Origin of the sequence: Pseudaquidulcibacter saccharophilus (assembly GCF_019455445.1) — a bacterium.
In the GTDB taxonomy this organism is placed as follows: domain Bacteria; phylum Pseudomonadota; class Alphaproteobacteria; order Caulobacterales; family Aquidulcibacteraceae; genus Pseudaquidulcibacter; species Pseudaquidulcibacter saccharophilus.
Genome location: NZ_JAHWUS010000002.1, coordinates 307,291 through 325,740, shown reverse-complemented (window position 1 = coordinate 325,740; position 18,450 = coordinate 307,291). Strand labels below are relative to the sequence as shown.

General features: G+C 40.2%; 15 protein-coding genes. 4 read left to right on the top strand and 11 right to left on the bottom strand.

What is annotated here, in order from left to right; translation table 11 throughout:
- Positions 1–84 precede the first annotated feature (84 nt).
- The 5 genes from KXV15_RS07275 to KXV15_RS07255 form a co-directional block, all read right to left on the bottom strand.
- A complete protein-coding gene (locus KXV15_RS07275; RefSeq protein ID WP_240007511.1) occupies positions 85–933 on the bottom strand; it encodes a D-amino-acid transaminase in 849 nt (282 codons plus the stop codon).
- On the bottom strand, positions 933–2,318 hold the full coding sequence (ntrX, locus tag KXV15_RS07270; RefSeq protein ID WP_240007764.1) for a nitrogen assimilation response regulator NtrX: 1,386 nt from the start codon (positions 2,316–2,318) through the stop codon (positions 933–935). Before ntrX ends, KXV15_RS07275 begins: the two co-directional genes overlap by 1 nt.
- Complete coding sequence (locus tag KXV15_RS07265; protein WP_240007510.1) at positions 2,308–4,548, bottom strand: sensor histidine kinase; 2,241 nt, start codon at positions 4,546–4,548, stop codon at positions 2,308–2,310. The genes ntrX and KXV15_RS07265 overlap by 11 nt, the downstream gene beginning before the upstream one ends.
- Positions 4,549–5,140: 592 nt before the next feature.
- Entirely contained in the window at positions 5,141–6,571 is a 1,431-nt protein-coding gene (locus KXV15_RS07260) for a sigma 54-interacting transcriptional regulator (RefSeq protein ID WP_240007509.1), read from the bottom strand.
- Positions 6,572–6,574: 3 nt separating this feature from the next.
- Positions 6,575–7,666, bottom strand: a complete 1,092-nt coding sequence (locus tag KXV15_RS07255; RefSeq protein WP_240007508.1) for a two-component system sensor histidine kinase NtrB — start codon at positions 7,664–7,666, stop codon at positions 6,575–6,577.
- A 199-nt stretch (positions 7,667–7,865) separates the two neighbouring features.
- Here KXV15_RS07255 and KXV15_RS07250 point away from each other — a divergent pair, with 199 nt between their 5' ends.
- Together KXV15_RS07250 and KXV15_RS07245 are read left to right on the top strand one after the other, a co-directional pair.
- Positions 7,866–9,020, top strand: coding sequence for a bifunctional 2-C-methyl-D-erythritol 4-phosphate cytidylyltransferase/2-C-methyl-D-erythritol 2,4-cyclodiphosphate synthase (locus tag KXV15_RS07250; protein WP_240007507.1), 1,155 nt, complete (start codon positions 7,866–7,868; stop codon positions 9,018–9,020).
- Between the two features lie 25 nt (positions 9,021–9,045).
- Positions 9,046–9,537: a CinA family protein gene (locus KXV15_RS07245; protein ID WP_240007506.1), complete on the top strand. Its 492-nt coding sequence runs from the start codon at positions 9,046–9,048 to the stop codon at positions 9,535–9,537.
- A 1-nt stretch (position 9,538) separates the two neighbouring features.
- On the opposite strand, the gene KXV15_RS07240 is transcribed toward KXV15_RS07245, so the two are convergent.
- The 4 genes from KXV15_RS07240 to KXV15_RS07225 are packed head-to-tail and all read right to left on the bottom strand — an operon-like array spanning position 9,539 to position 13,947.
- Positions 9,539–10,015, bottom strand: coding sequence for a type II toxin-antitoxin system RatA family toxin (locus KXV15_RS07240; protein WP_240007505.1), 477 nt, complete (start codon positions 10,013–10,015; stop codon positions 9,539–9,541).
- 3 nt (positions 10,016–10,018) lie between these two features.
- A complete protein-coding gene (gene lipA, locus KXV15_RS07235) occupies positions 10,019–11,017 on the bottom strand; it encodes a lipoyl synthase (protein WP_338050427.1) in 999 nt (332 codons plus the stop codon).
- A 24-nt stretch (positions 11,018–11,041) separates the two neighbouring features.
- Positions 11,042–11,527, bottom strand: a complete 486-nt coding sequence (locus tag KXV15_RS07230; protein ID WP_240007503.1) for a DUF6702 family protein — start codon at positions 11,525–11,527, stop codon at positions 11,042–11,044.
- Positions 11,527–13,947 (bottom strand): M1 family metallopeptidase, encoded by a 2,421-nt coding sequence (locus KXV15_RS07225; RefSeq protein ID WP_240007502.1) that lies wholly within the window; start codon positions 13,945–13,947, stop codon positions 11,527–11,529. Before KXV15_RS07225 ends, KXV15_RS07230 begins: the two co-directional genes overlap by 1 nt.
- Before the next feature lie 145 nt (positions 13,948–14,092).
- On the opposite strand from KXV15_RS07225, the gene KXV15_RS07220 reads away from it, so the two are divergent.
- Positions 14,093–15,652: an AMP-binding protein gene (locus KXV15_RS07220; protein WP_240007501.1), complete on the top strand. Its 1,560-nt coding sequence runs from the start codon at positions 14,093–14,095 to the stop codon at positions 15,650–15,652.
- A gap of 16 nt (positions 15,653–15,668) precedes the next feature.
- Here KXV15_RS07220 and ribB read toward each other — a convergent pair whose 3' ends face one another.
- Positions 15,669–16,964, bottom strand: coding sequence for a 3,4-dihydroxy-2-butanone-4-phosphate synthase (ribB, locus tag KXV15_RS07215; RefSeq protein ID WP_240007500.1), 1,296 nt, complete (start codon positions 16,962–16,964; stop codon positions 15,669–15,671).
- Between the two features lie 71 nt (positions 16,965–17,035).
- On the opposite strand from ribB, the gene KXV15_RS07210 reads away from it, so the two are divergent.
- Positions 17,036–17,881 (top strand): class I SAM-dependent methyltransferase, encoded by an 846-nt coding sequence (locus tag KXV15_RS07210; RefSeq protein WP_240007499.1) that lies wholly within the window; start codon positions 17,036–17,038, stop codon positions 17,879–17,881.
- 24 nt (positions 17,882–17,905) lie between these two features.
- Here KXV15_RS07210 and KXV15_RS07205 read toward each other — a convergent pair whose 3' ends face one another.
- Entirely contained in the window at positions 17,906–18,430 is a 525-nt protein-coding gene (locus tag KXV15_RS07205) for a hypothetical protein (protein ID WP_240007498.1), read from the bottom strand.
- Between the last annotated feature and the right edge of the window lie 20 nt (positions 18,431–18,450).

The following is an 18,450-nucleotide window of genomic DNA, read 5'->3' as shown; positions in this document are numbered from 1 at the left end:
ATCCATTATTACAAATAATGAATTTCCCTATTTGAACTGTTTTATATATAATTTCAATAATCAACACAGTTAATTTCTATTATTTTACATATTATTTTGTAAATATTGAGTGCGTAATTTGGACGCAACCAAACCCATTTTGCCGCCACTTATGGTATTTTGTTCCATTTTAACGACCGGCATAACAAACTGTGTTGCCGATGTTATAAAGGCTTCTTTGGCATTAATAGCTTCTTCGACAGTAAATTTACGCTCAACAATATTTAGTCCTAATTGCGCCGCAGCCGCCAGTACCGACTTTCTGGTAATACCCGCAAGAATTTCATTTGAAAGTGCGCGAGTAATAAGATTATCATCCTTATCGATTATCCAAGCGTTGTTAGAAGTCCCCTCGGTAATAAATCCATCATTGTCAAAAAACCAAACATCATCAAAACCATTATCCAATGCATTTTGTTTTGCCAAAACATTGGCGAGCAAATTAGTAGTTTTAATATCAACCCGTCCCCATCTATTATCTGGCATAAAGGTTATTGTTATGCCTTTTTGTGCTTTGTTTTCCAAAGCCACAAAATTCAACGGTTTAACCGTAAAAATCACGTTTGGCATTACATCATCAGGAAATTTGTGATCGCGAGGCGCCGTGCCACGTGAAATTTGCAAATAAACCATACCGTCTCTTACACGGTTTTTTCTTATAAGCTCTTTTATAACAATCTTCATCGATACAGGATTTACCTGATAATCAATTCCAAGTTCATCAAGGGATCTTTGCAGGCGGGTAAAGTGCCCTTCTTCATCAAGAAGCTTATAGTTTTTAAAAGACCAAACCTCATAAACGGCGTCACCAAACTGAAGGCCGCGGTCTTCAATATTTATTACGGCTTCTGATTGAAGAGAAAAACCACCATTAACATATGCAATTTTAGCCATTAGTCCTTGTCCCCTTTAAGACCTTCAACACCCAAAGTTTTCAATTTACGGTGAAGCGCTGAACGCTCCATACCAATGAAGGATGCAGTTTTTGAAATATTGCCGCCGAATCTTGAGATTTGTGAAGTTAAATATTCACGCTCAAACAACTCCCTTGCCTCACGCAGTGGCAATGAAACCATTTGGTGCATTCCAATTCTTACGTCGCCTTCGTTATTACCGCTGCTCTCTAGCCCCAATGCGCTAAGGTCAATTGAATTCTTATCACCGCCTTGCGATAGTATTAAAACCCGTTCAACCAAATTACGCAACTCACGGACGTTACCAGGCCATTGTGCGGTTTGGAGTGCCGCAATTGCTTCTGTTGAAAATGGGCGGTTTTGCAGGCCGTTCACTTTTGCAACTTTGCCCGCAAAATATTCAACCAATAACGGAATATCATCACGCCGTTCAGATAATGGCGGAACTTTTACAGGAATTACATTTAGGCGGTGATACAAATCTTCACGGAATATACCCGCAGCAATTGCCGCCTTTAAATCACGTGAACTTGATGAAATCACCCGCACATCAACATCGATATAATTGTTACCACCAACACGTTTAAAACGTTGTTCAAGCAAGACCCTTAAAATCTTGCTTTGGGTTTCAAATGGCATATCGGCAACTTCATCAATCAACAAAGTTCCATTGTGCGCCTTTTCAAACACACCAATCCGGACTGGTCTGCCGTCTTGCGTTTCTTCACCAAACAGCTCGCTTTCCATTTTTTCAGGCGCAATTGATGATGCTGAGATCGCTATAAATGGCCCTTCTGCGCGTTGGGATTTGGTATGCAACATTCTGGCAACAATTTCCTTACCCGAACCAGATGGACCGGAAATAAGAATGCGCGAATTCATCGGGGCAACTTTTTCGATAGTGCTTTTGAGGTGTTGCATGATAATGCTTTGACCAAGCAATTCATCATCCGCCATACTGCGTAATTTTAGGCGCGCATTTTCATTTAATAAATTGGCATTTTCCAAGGCGCGCTCAACCAAAAGCAACAATCTTTCGCTTTTGAATGGCTTTTCAATATAATCAAAAGCACCGCGTTTTAATGCCGAAACCGCGGTTTCAATCGTGCCGTGACCAGAAATCAAAACCACAGGAATAGTTTCATCAATCCCCTTGATAGTTGAAAGAATTTCAAGGCCATCAAGTTTTGAACCCTGTAACCATACATCAAGAACAACTAAATCTGGGCGCCGCCCGCGAAAAGCATCCAAAGCCATGTCCGAATTTGAAGCAAAGCGAACATTATAACCTTCATCTTCAAGGATTCCGCCAATCAAATCACGAATATCGGCTTCATCATCCACAATAAGAATTTCAGCCATTATCATCCTCCGAATTTACTTCACTTGTTGCTAAAATAGGTAAGTTCATTTGAACACCCGCACCTTTTTCCCCGTCTGGTCGGTCAATAAGTCGTAATTTCCCGCCATGTTCTTCGATAATCCGCACCACAATCGGTAGCCCCAGACCAGTACCCTTCTCACGCGTGGTTACATATGGTTCAAGCAGGCTGTGGCGATTATTTGCCGGGAAGCCAATGCCATTGTCCAATATGGTAATCACAACATTTTCACCTTTAATTTCGACAGAAATATCAATTTTTCCCTTATATTCGCCGTTTTGAGTTACCTGTTCATGAGAAATAGATTCCGCCGCATTTTTCAAAATATTTAATAATGCCTGTGAAATCATCCGCTCATCCATCATAACTTTGATTTTTTCTGGTGGGCTGATTAATTGATAGTCTATATTTGCAAAGGTTATTTTTTGGCTGAACACGGCCTCGCGCGTAATTTCGCAAATATCAGCAGCAATAAATTTCGGTGCCGGCATACGCGCAAATGATGAAAACTCATCAACCATACGACCAATATCGCTGACCTGTCTGATAATTGTTTCATTAAGGCGAACAAAAGTATCCTTATCCTCAACGATTTGTTTGCCGAATTTACGGGTCAGACGTTCGGCAGAAAGCTGTATTGGTGTAAGTGGGTTTTTAATTTCGTGCGCAATACGGCGTGCAACATCGCGCCACGCCGCCTGCCTTTGCCCCTGTATAAGGGCCGACACATCATCAAATGTTATCACCAAATCGTCTCCAGCATGGGCCGCACTGGCTTCAAATTGCAAATTAATATTTTCACGACTTATTTCAATTTGCGATTTTTCACCCGGATGGGTTTTCGATTTTTCAATTACGGCAATGAATTGCGGAAACGCCGCCTCAAGCGATGTACCAATTAAATTTTCCGCCGGTATCGCCAAAAACTTTGCCGCAGATGAGTTGGCGGTTAAAATAATTCCGTCTTTTGATAGTGTTAATACACCAGGCGAAACCCCTTCAATAACCGCATTGATAAATTGGGATCTTTTGACCGCCTCTTCACGTTCGGCCTCTAGCTCGTCTTTTTGAACCCGTAACTCTTTGGTCATTGTGTTGAACGTATCGGTTAAAAGCGCAAGTTCATGCACCTTGCGATCGGTATCAATTCTGACGCTTAAATCACCTGCCGCAACCTGTCCGGCGGCATTCACCAATTTTGCAACGGGCACAGAAATTGTTGTTGCCGAATAAAGCCCAAGCCATGCCGCAGCCAAAACCACAAGCAAAACAATTTCAAGATAGGCAATACCAAAAATAAATTGAATATTGGCCTGACGCGCCTCTAATGCGCGATATGAGGATATTGTCTTTTCTGCCTTACTAAGTACCGAAATTTGTTCTGGATTTTGCAATCTAATGGCATAAAGATATGCGCCACTTATGCCATCAAGGCGGAAAAGGGTTTGGGTTGTTACCTCGTCAAAAGTAAAGGAAACGTCGCCAACGCGCGCAGTATCAAAATTATCTTTTGATGGCGGTTTATATGCGGGGACGTTTTGCGGACGTTCTGCCTTTGAAATTATTTCGCCATTCTCGCGGATAATATAAACCGCAACAAAGGCACGTCTTACGGCTTGGGTTTGCAAATATTCCTTGAACTGTTCTGGCGATGAAGAAAAATTAGCGGACGCCTGATTAAGGTCCGACGCCATTGCCATAATATCGGCACGCGCGCTTTCAGAAATTTGATTGATAATTTCATTACCAAGGTTTGATGTCGATGTAATCGCATCCTTAACCTGACCTGAAAGCCAAACCTGTACCCCGCGTCCATAGGTTACACCGGAAAAGAGCGCGATAATAATCGCCGGAATCGCCGCCGCCATAACAAAGAAACGCACATAACGCAGGTGAAGAATCGACCCCTGCCCTTTGTTTTTCTTGAAAAATTGCAGGCTTTTGAAAACTTTGAAAAGACGATAAACAAAGAACCCAATAATCAGGGCGTTTACAATAAGGAAAAACGCAATGATTTTTCCGGCAAAGCCATTATCCTGTGCCTGTGATACCGAAAAATACAGGGCAATAACATTAAGCAGAAAACCAACGCCAAATAAGATTAGCGCATATTTAGAAAGCCCGTAATTAAGGGTTTCAAAGCCGTCGTTGCGGTTAATGAAGCCGGTTTCGGCTTTTTTTATTGGAGTTTCATTCTTTTGAACATCAACCATGTTGCATATATGACACAATAGTTGTCGCGCCGCAACAGGGGCAAAGGTAAAGTTTCAGTAATGTGTGTATGTCAATTTTGCAAATATGGATATGAACTAATCCCTATAATATAGTTTTCGGATTTTCGCGTATACTGAATTCCAATATTCCTAATAATTTGTTTTATAATTTACCGCTGATGCAAAAGAATAATGCGTATCCCCACCACTAACAAACGCAATTATAATTCCAAATTACATTGGGATTAATTGAAGATGTTAGTATGTTTTTAAAATGTCAGGATTTGTCAGGGTTTTGCGCAATGCGCGGAATTTACGCCATTTAATATAGCGTAATAGATTGATTAATAATGTTTTTTGTTAAAACTCGCCAAGTAAAAATGTCAACATTTGGTAACAATTTTCGGAAATTGCGCAAAAAATAGCTAAAATCATTACGTAACAAATTGATTAATAATATTTTTTTGGCACAACCGCCAAATTGAATTATCAACATTTGTTACGCAATGGAATGGTCAAGTTACAAAATAGGCAATTGGGTTTACCAGAATTGCCTATCTTAAACCAAAGTCACTAATTTAAACCAAAATCACTAGTTTAAACCAAAGTCACTGAGGCGTTTACGCAATGTGTTGCGGTTTAGGCCCAATAATTCAGCTGCCTTGATTTGGTTGCCACGGGTTTCTTTAAGGGTCATTTCAAACAATGGCTTCTCAACCGAACGGATAATGTTTGAATGAAGATCGTGGATATTTTTACCTTCATTTTTTGCATTAAGCAGGATGGATGAAATGGTGTTTTTAACCATGCTTTGTAAATCGCCGTCTTGCTCTTTTGAGGCAGCAACCGGAATAATCTTTGCCTCGACCAAGGCATTGGCAACCGTAGAGGCATTAATAACATTCTGTGAGTTAAGTACGCATAGACGATACATAAGGTTCTCAAGCTCACGCACGTTGCCAGGCCATGACCATTGTTCAAGCTCTTCAATTGCGCTTTTATCAATGATTTTTTCGCCATTTCCAAGACGTGACGCACGCGTTAGGAATAGGCGAGCCAAGTCACCGATATCGGAAACACGTTCACGAAGCGGTGGCACACTAATGCTTATGACATTCAATATATGGAACAAGTCAGCACGAAACTCACCGGCCGCCAATTTCGCCCGCAAACTATCGTTTGATGATGCGATAATCCTTATATCGCCGGCTTCTAAATCGGAGATAATGCCAAGAATGCGCGATTGCATTTCACTTGTGGTATCAGATACGCAGTCAAGCAAAATGGTGCCGCCGCGCATTTCATCAATAAGGCCACCACCTTGAAGGTTTTTGCCATAAAACACCTTATCCAAGTCAAATGGATTGGTAAAACCGGCAACGTTAATAGTGCGGAATGGCGCGGTTTTACGGTTTGAATAATCATGAATTGTGCGGGCAATTAGTTTTTTGCCAACACCGACCTCACCTTCTAAAAGCACGGTTAAATCGCTTGGCGCAACGCGTGATAAAGACCGGTAAACCTCTTGCATTGAATTAGAACGACCAATTAGTGGCAGACCTTCATCAACCTGTGCTTTACGTTTTTGCACAACTGCGCGGTGTTCGCCAACTGGCTCTAAGGCGCGCTTAATAAGGTCAATCATTTTGTCCAAATCAAACGGCTTTGGAAGGTATTCATACGCCCCCTGCTCTGCGGCAGAAACAGCAGTCAGAAGGTTTGATTGCGCGCTCATAACAATGATTGGAAGCTTTGGGCGCTCCATACGGATTTTGGGCAGGAAATCAAAAACGCTACCATCTGGCATAACCACATCAGTCAAGACCAAGTCCCCCTCTTGATCTTTTACCCATTTCCATAAGGTTGATGCGTTCGATGTTGAACGAACCTGAAAACCCGCACGTGCCAATGCTTGTGACAATACAGTGCGGATGGATGCATCATCGTCTGCAATTAGAATTGTGGACGCAGTACCTTTTGTGCCTCGGATATCATTATTATAGTTTACATTATTTAGTGACATAAATTACTCCACATCCAATGCCTGCTGCAAGCGTACCCGAAAACACGTTCGCCCAGGTTGGGATTCAAAATCAACTGTTCCGCCAAGTGCGGTTACCATTTTCCTTACCAATGCCAAACCAAGCCCATTTCCCTCGCTCTTGGTGGTGACAAAGGGGTCGAAAATTACGTTACGCAAATCATCAGGAACACCGAAACCATTATCCGTAATCGAAACCTCGATAGGTAAATGTGGGTTCTCTATTTCATTATTGCGAAGTTTCCGTGAATGTCTGTATGATGTTGCAAAAATAACCTGCCCTTTTGCACCTTTTTCGTTTGCGGCTTCGGCGGCATTTTTTGCAAGATTTAGAAACACTTGTGTAAGCCTGTCTCGTTCACCCATTATCAATGGCAAAGAAACGTCATATTGCCTTGAAATATGCAGCTCGCTGGCAAAACCGTTTTCAGCAAGTTGGGCAACACGGTCTATAATTGAATGGATATTAATTGGTTCAAGCTCTACGGCATTATCAATGCCAAGGCTTTCAACACGATCGATAAGGCGGTGCACACGGTCGGTTTCATCAATGATTAATTTCGCAAGTGGCTTTTGCTCATTAGAAGCGTCAAGCATTAACAATTGTGCAGCACCTCTAATGCCAGCAAGTGGGTTTTTAACTTCATGTGCCAAGGCACGGCCGATTTGCCCAAATGACTTGCTTTTTTCATTATCAGATTTTTTTTCAATGATGTTTTCAGAAAGGCTCTTTACCCAAAACATGACATTAAAAAGTCCAGATGCAACAGAAGGATAAATTGTAATGTCTGATTTAAAACTATTTAAATTGGCATCAATAATTTCAATATCATACGAAGTAATGACCGAGTTTGAACTTTCCGCTTTTTTCACAAGAGTGCGCAAAGATTCCTCAGAGCGAATTATTTCAAATAAATTCTTGCCAATCATGGACTTTTTAGAAGATGCCAACAAATCTTGTGAAAAGACATTTCCGTATTTTAAATAGCCTTCGCTATCCACGACTACTATCGGGGCTGGTATAAATTCTATTGAAGGCTGATGTGCCTCATCAATCATTTCTTTTACCGCTTCCATAAATCCATCCAAATCACGAGCTTAAATTTTAAGCAGATTGTTAATTGTTGAAATGTTTTAATATGATTAGCAATTTGGTCAATTGAATTATGACCATATTTTAATCACTTTGTCTAAAATACAGACACTGACTTTACGATTGCAAAACTTACTAAACCTATTATCCTTTAAACATCTATTTTTTAAGCTAGAGTTTTTAATGAATAATGTTGCTATAATTGTTGCTTCGGGAACCGGTACCCGAACCGGTCTTGATATTCCGAAGCAATATAATAATTTTCTCAGCCTACCACTTTTTGTACACTCTTTTAAATTCTTTTACACGTCAAATTTATTTAGCCATATAATAGTTGTTGCTAACCCTGAGTGGCACGATTTCATTAGAGAACAACTAGTTAATTATAACAATTATACAATTATAATCGGCGGAAAAACACGATCACAAAGCGTCTATAATGGCCTTGAAGCGGCAAAAATTTTATCGCCAGACAATGTGTATATCCATGATGCGGCAAGACCGTTTATTGATAGTGATGTTATTAATTCAATGCAGGATGCAATTTCAAATGGCGCAGATGGGGCGATACCATATGTTGAAATAGCGGATGCTCTTTGGCAAATTGATGATGATAATCAACTTTTGTCGCCCGTAAACAAAACAAAACGCATTAGAGCGCAAACACCACAAGCATTCAAATATAACAAACTCTTGGCAGCCTATTCATCATGTGATTTTAAATCCGCACTTGATGATGCACAAATCGCAACACAAAATGGAATGATAATAAAGGCAATTAAGGGCACATCATTCTCTGATAAGCTAACTTATAAAGAAGACTTTAAACGTATGGAAAGAACATTATCACCAAAAATCTTACCGCGTACAGGTATTGGATTTGATGTTCATCGTTTTTGCGATGGCGATTTTGTTACACTTTGCGGGGTTAAAATACCTCATACAATGGGGCTTGAGGGGCACTCAGATGCGGATGTAGCATGGCATGCATTGACAGATGCCTTACTTGGGGCAATGGCTCTTGGCGATATTGGAAAGGTATTTCCGCCAAGCGATAATAAATGGAAAGGTGCCGCCTCTTCAATCTTTCTTGAATTTGCAAAAGATGAAGTTAAGAAACACGGCGCAGAAATCGCAAATGTTGATATTACCATAATCTGTGAAGCACCCAAAGTTGGCAAATATCGTGAGGCACTTCAAAAATCCACTGCCGCGGTTTTGGGAATCCCCATTGATAGGGTCGGTATAAAGGCAACCACGACTGAACGTCTTGGATTTACTGGACGAAGTGAAGGAATTGCCGCACAAGCAATTGCAAGCGTGGTTCAATATATTTAAAATATTCAGAAACAGGAATACTATTATGTTTGACGAAGAATTAATTGATGCCACCGTAAGATTATTGATGGAAGCACGCATCAACCAAGTTAAGTTTGCAACTGCTGAAAGCTGCACGGGCGGACTTCTAGCTGGGCTTTTAACCGAAATCCCAGGCTCTTCTGATGTTTTTGAGCGTGGGTTCGTAACCTATTCAAACCTTGCAAAGCATGAATTATTAGGCGTCCCAACTGATACGCTTAGCTTTCATGGTGCTGTATCACCACAGACTGCCAATGCGATGGCAAATGGTGTTTTAAAAAACTCGGCGGCAGATGTTGCGGTATCCGTAACTGGTGTAGCTGGACCTGGCGGTGGCTCTGCTGAAAAACCTGTAGGATTAGTTTATTTCGGACTTGCCCGTAAAGGCTCACTGACGAGAACATTTGAACAAAACTTTGGCGATATCGGACGCGACAAAATTAGGTTAAGCGCTGTTAATTACGCAATTGGCTTGTTCTTTAAGGCAATGCAGTAGTCTATGGGATAACGTATCTTTTATCTGCCTCATTACTAAAAGCCTCGATAAGTCTGCTAGTAGCTTTGTTGATATTAGAGGTAATAAGCGTTGCCAAAAATGGATCTGCGAAATTATAGTCTATTTGCAAGTCTATTTCGCATCCTTGTTCATGCGGCATAATTTTCCATGTACACTCAAGCAATCTTAATGGATTTGGCAGAAGTGAAAAACTTTTATTTTTTAAAAGCGAAGTTCTGATGGTTCTATTGTTTTTGTCAATAGTCACCCGCGTTGAAAATGGAATCCTTATTGCCTTATAGCCAATCATTAGTTCTGCACTAAAAGAATTGCCATCTGGCGCTTTGTCCCAGATTCTAACCGCCTTTACCCATTGGATAAACTTTCCATAATTCGGAACATCGCCAACCAAGGCCACAATTTCGTCGGCACTATGCTTTATTATGCGATTAACCCTAATAGTACCGGTTTTTGACATAAGTTAGAGCCCCAGCTCGCGACGGCGATTTTCACGCAATTTTTCAAAATCGTCACCTGCGTGGTGGCTTGAACGCGTTAGAGGCGAAGAAGAAACCATTGAGAAGCCTTTGGAATAAGCAATCGTTTCATAAGTCTTAAATTCATCAGGTGGAACAAATCGATCAACAGCTGCGTGTTTTTTTGTTGGTTGAAGGTATTGTCCAATCGTTATGAAATCAATTTCAGCACTTCGCATATCATCCATAACTTGCATAATTTCTTCTTTGCTCTCACCAAGACCAACCATTAAACCAGATTTTGTAAAAACCGATGGGTCTCGTTGTTTGACCATGTCAAGCAACCTTAAAGAGGCGTAATAACGTGCACCCGGTCGAATTGATAAATATAGTCGCGGAACAGTTTCAAGGTTGTGATTGAAAACATCAGGACGGGCATCAATAACTTTTTCTAAAGCACCTTTTTTACGTAAAAAATCAGGGGTTAGAATTTCAATAGTAGTTTCTGGCGAGGCCTTACGTATCTCTCTTATTGTATCAACAAACTGGAATGCGCCGCCGTCATCCAAATCATCGCGGTCAACAGATGTGATAACAACATGGTGAAGCCCCATTTTTGCAACGGCTTCGGCAACATGTTTTGGCTCGTCAACATCAACTGGGCCAGGCTTACCAGTTTTCACATTACAAAAAGCACACGCACGAGTACATGTATCGCCAAGAATCATCATGGTTGCATGTTTTTTTGACCAACATTCGCCAAGGTTTGGACATGCCGCCTCTTCACAAACTGTATGCAGATTATTTGCCTTAACCAGTGCTTGTGTTGCCTTATATTCACCGGTCCCCGGTGCTTTCACACGTATCCAATCAGGCTTACGCTGAATAGGATTATCTGGCCGATTGCGTTTTTCAGGATGCCTAAATTCGCCATTAGCCGGGCGATTGCCTTTTGAATTGTCAATTAAAGTAACCATTCGATTTCCTTTAGCAAAATTAAGCAATTTTAAAAGCTCTTTTATCAAGCATTACCATAAAGAAATTGCTTTATCATCGCTACCTTCGCTGAAAGTAAGCGTTTTTGTGTTACCTTCAAAATGCACATTCACGTAATTATTCTGATCTTTTTGAAATTCAAAAAGGATTTTTGAATTAATCAATAGATTACGAGTTTTGGGTTTTATCTTTGCTTCAAAATAAGAATATACTAAATCACCCTCTACCTCAGACCCAACATATTTTAAAGTCATCGGCTTGCCATCTGCAGAAATAGAGAAAGAGCGCTCCAAATAAGTTTTCAGCGCATTCTGCCCCTCTTTTGACGCAAAATAGTCAATACCGACATCAGAAAGATTAAAGCTATGCTCTAGGTCATGGGCAAATATACGGTGGGTGATTTCAACATATCCCCCTTTCTCAATCTCTATCACAGAATAGGCTGAATTCATGCGGTGCGCTATTGCCGCAATTGGCAATAACAACACCAACATAAAGGCGGCAATCGCCTTTCTCATTATTTATCCTTTGCCATTGGATGAGTTTTCAAGCTGTCTGGATCGACAACTAATTCATCATCCTTCATTTGATTTTTCCCCTGTTTTGCCTTGAAGACGTCTAGGCGAGAAGGCTCAATTCGTGATGGGAAATAGTTGTTATTACGATTAGCATCTGCAGTTTCGTAATTTGGATCTAACTCAACTGATACAACTTCTTTATCAGACATATATGCCCAATTAGTTTTATGGGTATCATAACGCCAAATTTCAGCAGGAATATAAACTGTCTTTGATGTTTTATCAGCAAAGGTGAACTTCAAAATAACAGGCATTACGAGACCGCCTTTATTTTCAAGACCAACAATATAAATTTTATCTTTTAACTTCAGGACATCTTGTTCGGATTTATCAAAATCCGCATAATCCTTCTTGTATTTATCTTTTTGTGACTTTGTTGCAGCCAAAGGATCAGTTTTGTCATAATAATCCTTAAGCTCTGGATGTCTGTCGACAACTTTTTCGACGTTTTTAACGCGCTGCGCGCCTAGTTCTAATGGTTGCTTATCACGTTGTTCAATTTGATATTTAGCTTCGATTTCTGGATCTTGCGTGTTAATTGTCGCTTCTTTGACACCAGTTATGCCAATATCAACATGATCAGTTGAGTAGAACCATCCACGCCAGAACCAATCAAGGTCAACACCAGAGCTTTCCTCTAATGTCCTAAAGAAATCTGCAGGAGTTGGTCGTTTAAAGCGCCAACGATTCGCATATTCTTTAAATGCGCGGTCAAACTTTTCGCGACCAATAATAGTCTCACGAAGGATAACCAAAGCTGTTGCAGGTTTACCATAGGCGTTATTTCCGAATTGCAAAACACTTTCAGAATTGGTCATAATTGGAACCTGGTCACTTGAAAGCATATATTCAGTAATATCACGCGGATCACCACGGCGAGATGGATAATTTTCTGACCATTCTTGCTCTGCAATATATTGCAAGAAGGTATTTATCCCCTCGTCCTGCCATGTCCATTGGCGTTCATCGGAGTTCACAGACATAGGAAACCAAATATGACCGATTTCGTGAATAACAACAGAAATCAAACCAAATTTTGCTCTGTCAGTATAAGTTAGATTTCCCTTTTTATCCTTTTCTGGACGTGGTCCATTAAAAGTAATCATCGGATATTCCATACCGCCAACTGGTCCATTTACCGACTGTGCAACAGGATATGGATACGGGAAGCTCATACGACCATAAACTTTTATGGTATGTGCAATTGCCTGTGTGGAATAATTTGACCACAATGGCTCTGCTTCATTCGGATAATACGACATCGCAAGTACATCAGGGGCATTATCCTGTTTTACTGCCATACCATCCCAAATAAATTTACGAGAACCAGCCCAAGAAAAATCACGAACATTTTTTGCGGCAAAATGCCATGTTTTTGTACCACTTGCCTTATTTGCTTGCGCGGCTTTTGCCTCAGCAGGTGTGGTAATAAAAACCGGCTTGTCATAGTTTGATTTGGCGCTTTGCAGGCGTTGCTTTTGAGCTGCGCTTAAAATCTCATCACTGTTTTGCAATTCACCCGTTGAAGCAATAACAAAATCTGACGGAACATTTATCTCAACGTCATAATCGCCAAACTCCAAGGTAAACTCACCAGAACCTATGAACGCTTTATTGTGCCACCCTTCATAGTCGGAATAAACTGCAAGACGCGGAAACCATTGTGCCGCTTCAAATATGCAATTACCGTCTTCACCTTCTTTGGTGAAACATTCATAGCCAGACCGGCCACCGATCAATTTATTATCAACAAGTGGCAATGACCAATCAATTGAAAAACTATATTCTTCACCGCTTTTAAGAGGCTTTGGCAACTCAACACGAAGTAAAGTATCGGTTATAGAGAATTGTAAATTTTGACCATCAGGACCTCGCACCGATTTAATGTCAAAACCACCCTCCCATTCCTTCATTTTCATCATTCTTTTGACTTCACCAAAAGAAATTTTATCGCCATCAGGGAATGTACGAGTTAGCTCAGAAATAGAGTTTCTTTTATAGTTTTGATCGAGCAAAAGCCAAAGATAGTTTAAAGTATCAGGCGAATTATTTTTATAAACAACTTTCTCAGTGCCAGATATGCTTTTACTTTTCTCATCAAGAGATGCTTTGATTTTATAATCAACCTGTTGCTGCCAATATTTGTATCCAGGTGCCCCCGAAGCAGACCTGAATTCATTTGGCGTAGGTAATTCTTCCGGGTCTAATTGACGAAATGCATCGTAAAAATCGCCCTTGGTTTGCCTAAGAGCCTGCGCATTTGCCAACGAAGGACTAATAGTCGCACAAAGCGTTATTCCAAATATCGATAATTGTAAGGTATGTTTCATAGTATTTTGTTTTTTTGCATAATTTCTCATTCAATTTTTGTGAATGTAATTATTTTATTTTGCAAGGATTAAGGGCAGATTATTATCGTCTTTATAGCATTACTGTTGATACAATTTGCAATATTCCGTGATAATGGCTAAATCCTCAACAAAAACTGAACAATAAGGACAGGATATGCCTTCACGAAAGTTTGAGGTAAAAAACGCCCGCAAGACCATTTTCGAGGCTTTGTTAGATGCAAAGAAACTCTACGGCGGCAAAAAACCTATTATTGAAGATATTGAACGCAACCCTTTAAGCTATGACAAAGTTGTTTTGGCTTCTTTGGTTCTTGGACGCAAGTTAAACTTAGCTTTAAAAGATTCAGAAACGGTTGGTTTATTGATTGCCAATTCGGTTGGTGGCACACTTGCTTTTCTTGGCCTAAGTGCTTTTGGCCACACGATTGCCATGCTTAACTTCACTGCTGGCTTAAAAAATATTAAGAGCGCTTGCGAAGCTGGTCGAGTAAAGCATATTGTTTCAGCACGCCGTTTTGTTGAAAAAGCAGGACTTGAGACACTTTTCAGCGATCTTAGCAAAGATTTTGAAATTATCTATCTAGAAGACATTAAAGATGCAATCGGACCACTTGATAAGGTTCGTGGTCTTATGGATTCATTTAATCCCAAATCGGCCGTCCCAAAAGTTGATCCTGATGAAACCGCTGTGATGCTATTTACTTCTGGAACCGAAGGTGCACCAAAGGGTGTTGCCTTAAGCCATAAAAACTTGGTGGCAAATGTTCAACAGATTGCAGCGCACATTGATCTTAAATCTGAATGGGTTGTATTCAACCCGCTACCAATTTTTCACTGCTTTGGGCTAACCGGCGGAACTTTCTTGCCATTATTTACTGGCATGAAAACATTCATGTTCCCGTCTCCACTTCAAGCAAAAAATATTGTTGGCTTGGTTAAAGATTTAAAAGCATCAATTTTATTTGGTACTGATACATTCTTAAACCAATACATTCGTGTGGCAGACGAAGGAGATTTAAACTCGCTTGAGTTTGTCGTTTGCGGCGCGGAACGTGTCAAACCAGAAACCCGCGAAGCCTTGATGAGTAAATTTGGTGTAACTATTGTCGAAGGATATGGCGTTACAGAAGCTGCACCTGTTCTGGCTGTTAATACTCCTGATGAAAACAACCGTCACGGTACTGTTGGTCAGCTTATGCCTGATATAGAGTGGAAACTAGAATCCGTTCCCGGTATAAATGGTGGCGGTCGCCTTTATGTTCGTGGCCCTAATGTCATGCAAGGCTATGTTCGTGTTGATGCGCCAGGCGAAATACAAGCACTTCCTGGCGGCTGGCACGATACAGGCGATATCGCATCAATTGACGATCATGGTTTTGTGACAATTCGTGGTCGCTTAAAACGTTTTGCAAAAATCGGTGGCGAAATGGTTTCTTTAACTGCTGTTGAAAATCACGTTGCTTCGATTTGGCCAGAAAATCTTCATGTTGCTATTGCAGTTAACGATAGTAAAAAAGGTGAGCAAATCATTCTTGTTTCTAACCTACCCAATTTTCCAAAAGATGCTTTGCAAAAATATTATAAAGAAAACGGCATTAGCGAACTTCAATTACCTAAACAAATCCTTTTCACCGAAAATGTTCCAATATTAGGAACCGGTAAAATTGATTATGTGGCATCACAAAAATTTGTTGAAGAAAAATTAGGGTTATAAATATTGGGGCTGTATTTTACAGCCCCTCTGTTTTTGCTATTTTTATACCAAAACCGTCTAAACCAGCAAACTTAAGCTGTGACCGCGTTAGAAGGTGAATTGAGTTAATCCCCAAATCACGGATAATCTGCGCCCCAATTCCGATTTCGCGCCAAACAACATTGCGTTTTTCTTCACTTGAATGACTTTGCGCACTAAGATTTGATGGAACACCAACACTTCCATCGCGCAGGTAGATTAACACACCACGTCCAAGTGTTTTGAATTTTTGCAATGCGCTATTGATTGAATCACGACCGCCAAAAACATCATCAACAATATCACCACGATGAAGTCGAACCGGTATATCATCGCCATCATTTATACGACCATAAATTAATGCCAAATGCTGCACATTATCAAAATGACTTTTATAAGAAATTGCTCTTAGCGTGCCGATTTCACTTTCAATTGTAAACTCGCTAGTTTTATCAATTAGCTTTTCACGAGATTGCCGATATGCAATCAACTGTTCAATCGAGATGTGTTTGATATTATGTTTTTGCGAAAATAATTTAATATCGTCGCCACGCATAACACTACCGTCATCATTGACCATTTCACAAATGACACCAACCTCTGGCAAACCCGCCAAACGACACAAATCAACCGTTGCCTCAGTATGCCCTGTACGCACCAAAACACCTCCTTCGCGCGCAATGAGCGGGAAAACATGCCCTGGGCGAACCAAGTCATCAGCAGTTGAATTATTGTTCGCAATCACATGAACAGTATTACAGCGTTCCGCAGCACTAATACCCGTCGTAGTGCCATGACGCGCATCAACCGTAACAGTGAAAGCAGTTGCTAAAGGCGCATTATTTTGCGCGACCATTGGATTGAGATTTAGTTCACGCGCTCTCTTTTCAGATAAAGGTGTACAAACAATCCCTGATGTATGACGAATAATGAAGGCCATTTGTTCCGGCGTGCATTTATTAGCAGCAACAATTAAATCACCTTCATTTTCTCGGTCATCATCATCTGTAACAATAAGTATTTCACCATTTTTAAAGGCTTCGATTGCGGTCTCTATATTTTCTAACATATTATTTTCTTTTTCTTTTAACTTTAAACCAGCTTTGACAAGTATTTCTTCAACACTTGTCTTGAAAAGTGGCGCTAATGCCTGAGCATGTTGTAATTTAAATTCTATCTGGCCGCCTATTAACCGCCCAAAAGTTGTTCGATTTTTACCCAATGCACGTGCAACATCATCTTGCGTAAGGCCAAGTGCATTCAATCTATTTTTAAACCAATCGCTATTTATCATGATGTGCATAATATGCACTTTGATAATGTAATTTTCAATATGCGTGTGCAGATTTAATATTTTTTAAATTCATGCAAAAAGAAAACATGACACAGAATCAAAAACAAATCGCATATTGGAATGGTGAAGTCGGTAATAAGTGGGATGAATATCACCACGAAATCGACGAAATGTTAGAAGAATTTTCAATAGTTTTATTAGACGAAATTGGAAATTGCCATAACAAATCAATTCTTGATATCGGCTGTGGTGCAGGTACTATATCGTACTCACTTGCTAAAAATGGGGCAAAAGTTTTTGGCGCAGATGTTTCAAAATCACTTTTAGCAAACGCACAAAGCAAACAAGAAAATAAGATAAACCCGCGCTTTGAGCTTTGCGACGTTACTGATTATCAGTTTATTCCAGATTATTTCGATCTAGCAGTATCACGTTTTGGTGTAATGTTTTTTGATGATAGCGTTACAAGCTTTAAAAATATCCATAATTCCATGAAACCAAATGCAAAGCTTATTTTTATTGCTTGGCAGTCACCACAAGAAAACGAATGGATTATGGTAACTAAAAATGCATTGCATGGTATCGCTGAAGCCATTTCCGCCAATAATCCGGATGCCCCTGGTGCTTTTGCATTTAACAACCCTGACCGGGTGCGTGCTATTTTAACCGATGCAGGTTTTCGTAACATTGAAATCACAGGGCACGAAAGAAATCTTTATTATAACAAAGGAAAAGGTCTCGCTGCTGGTGTATCGCTTTTAGCAAAAATCGGCCCAGCGTCACGCAACCTTGCGGCCCTCCCCCTTGAACAACAAAAAATTGGTATCACGCGACTTACACAAGCATGCAAAGATTATGTAAAGGATGAAAGCCTTTGTTTTAAAGGCAAAGTTTGGTTGGTGAGCGCAGAAAAATAGTTTTATTAAAGCTGCCAACCAATACTAATTGTCAACAATACAATAATCAAAATTTATACGTGATGAGCTAGGCCTTACCAATTGCCCTTGAATTGAATAATTGCCCCCACCATTGTCATTTATCCAAATCTGCATCTGCAGCTCATCGCCCCAAGTCATACCATCTGGAAGTGGATCATATTCAACAAGACTATGGCTTTCCACCCAAAAACCAAGCGAGCTGCTATTTTTGAAAACATTGCCCGATAATTGCGTGTCTTTTTTATAATTTGATCCTCTTACATTAATTGTATCACGTTGAATACCTGTGGCAGTCATATCATCGTGTGCCTGTATAGCGAATTGTATATATTGCTTTGAATATCCACCTTCAAAAGCTTCACTAGGAATACTAGCAGAACAAGCAAATCTTTGAGAATTCGCCCAATTCAATGCAGAATAATCACCTGCATTTAATGGCTCTGCATTAGCAAGACCACAAAAAGATATTGTAGACAATAATCCAATTAAATACAAAATTTCTATTTTTTTCGGTTTGCAACTTTTCATTAAAACCCCCACCCCTTAAA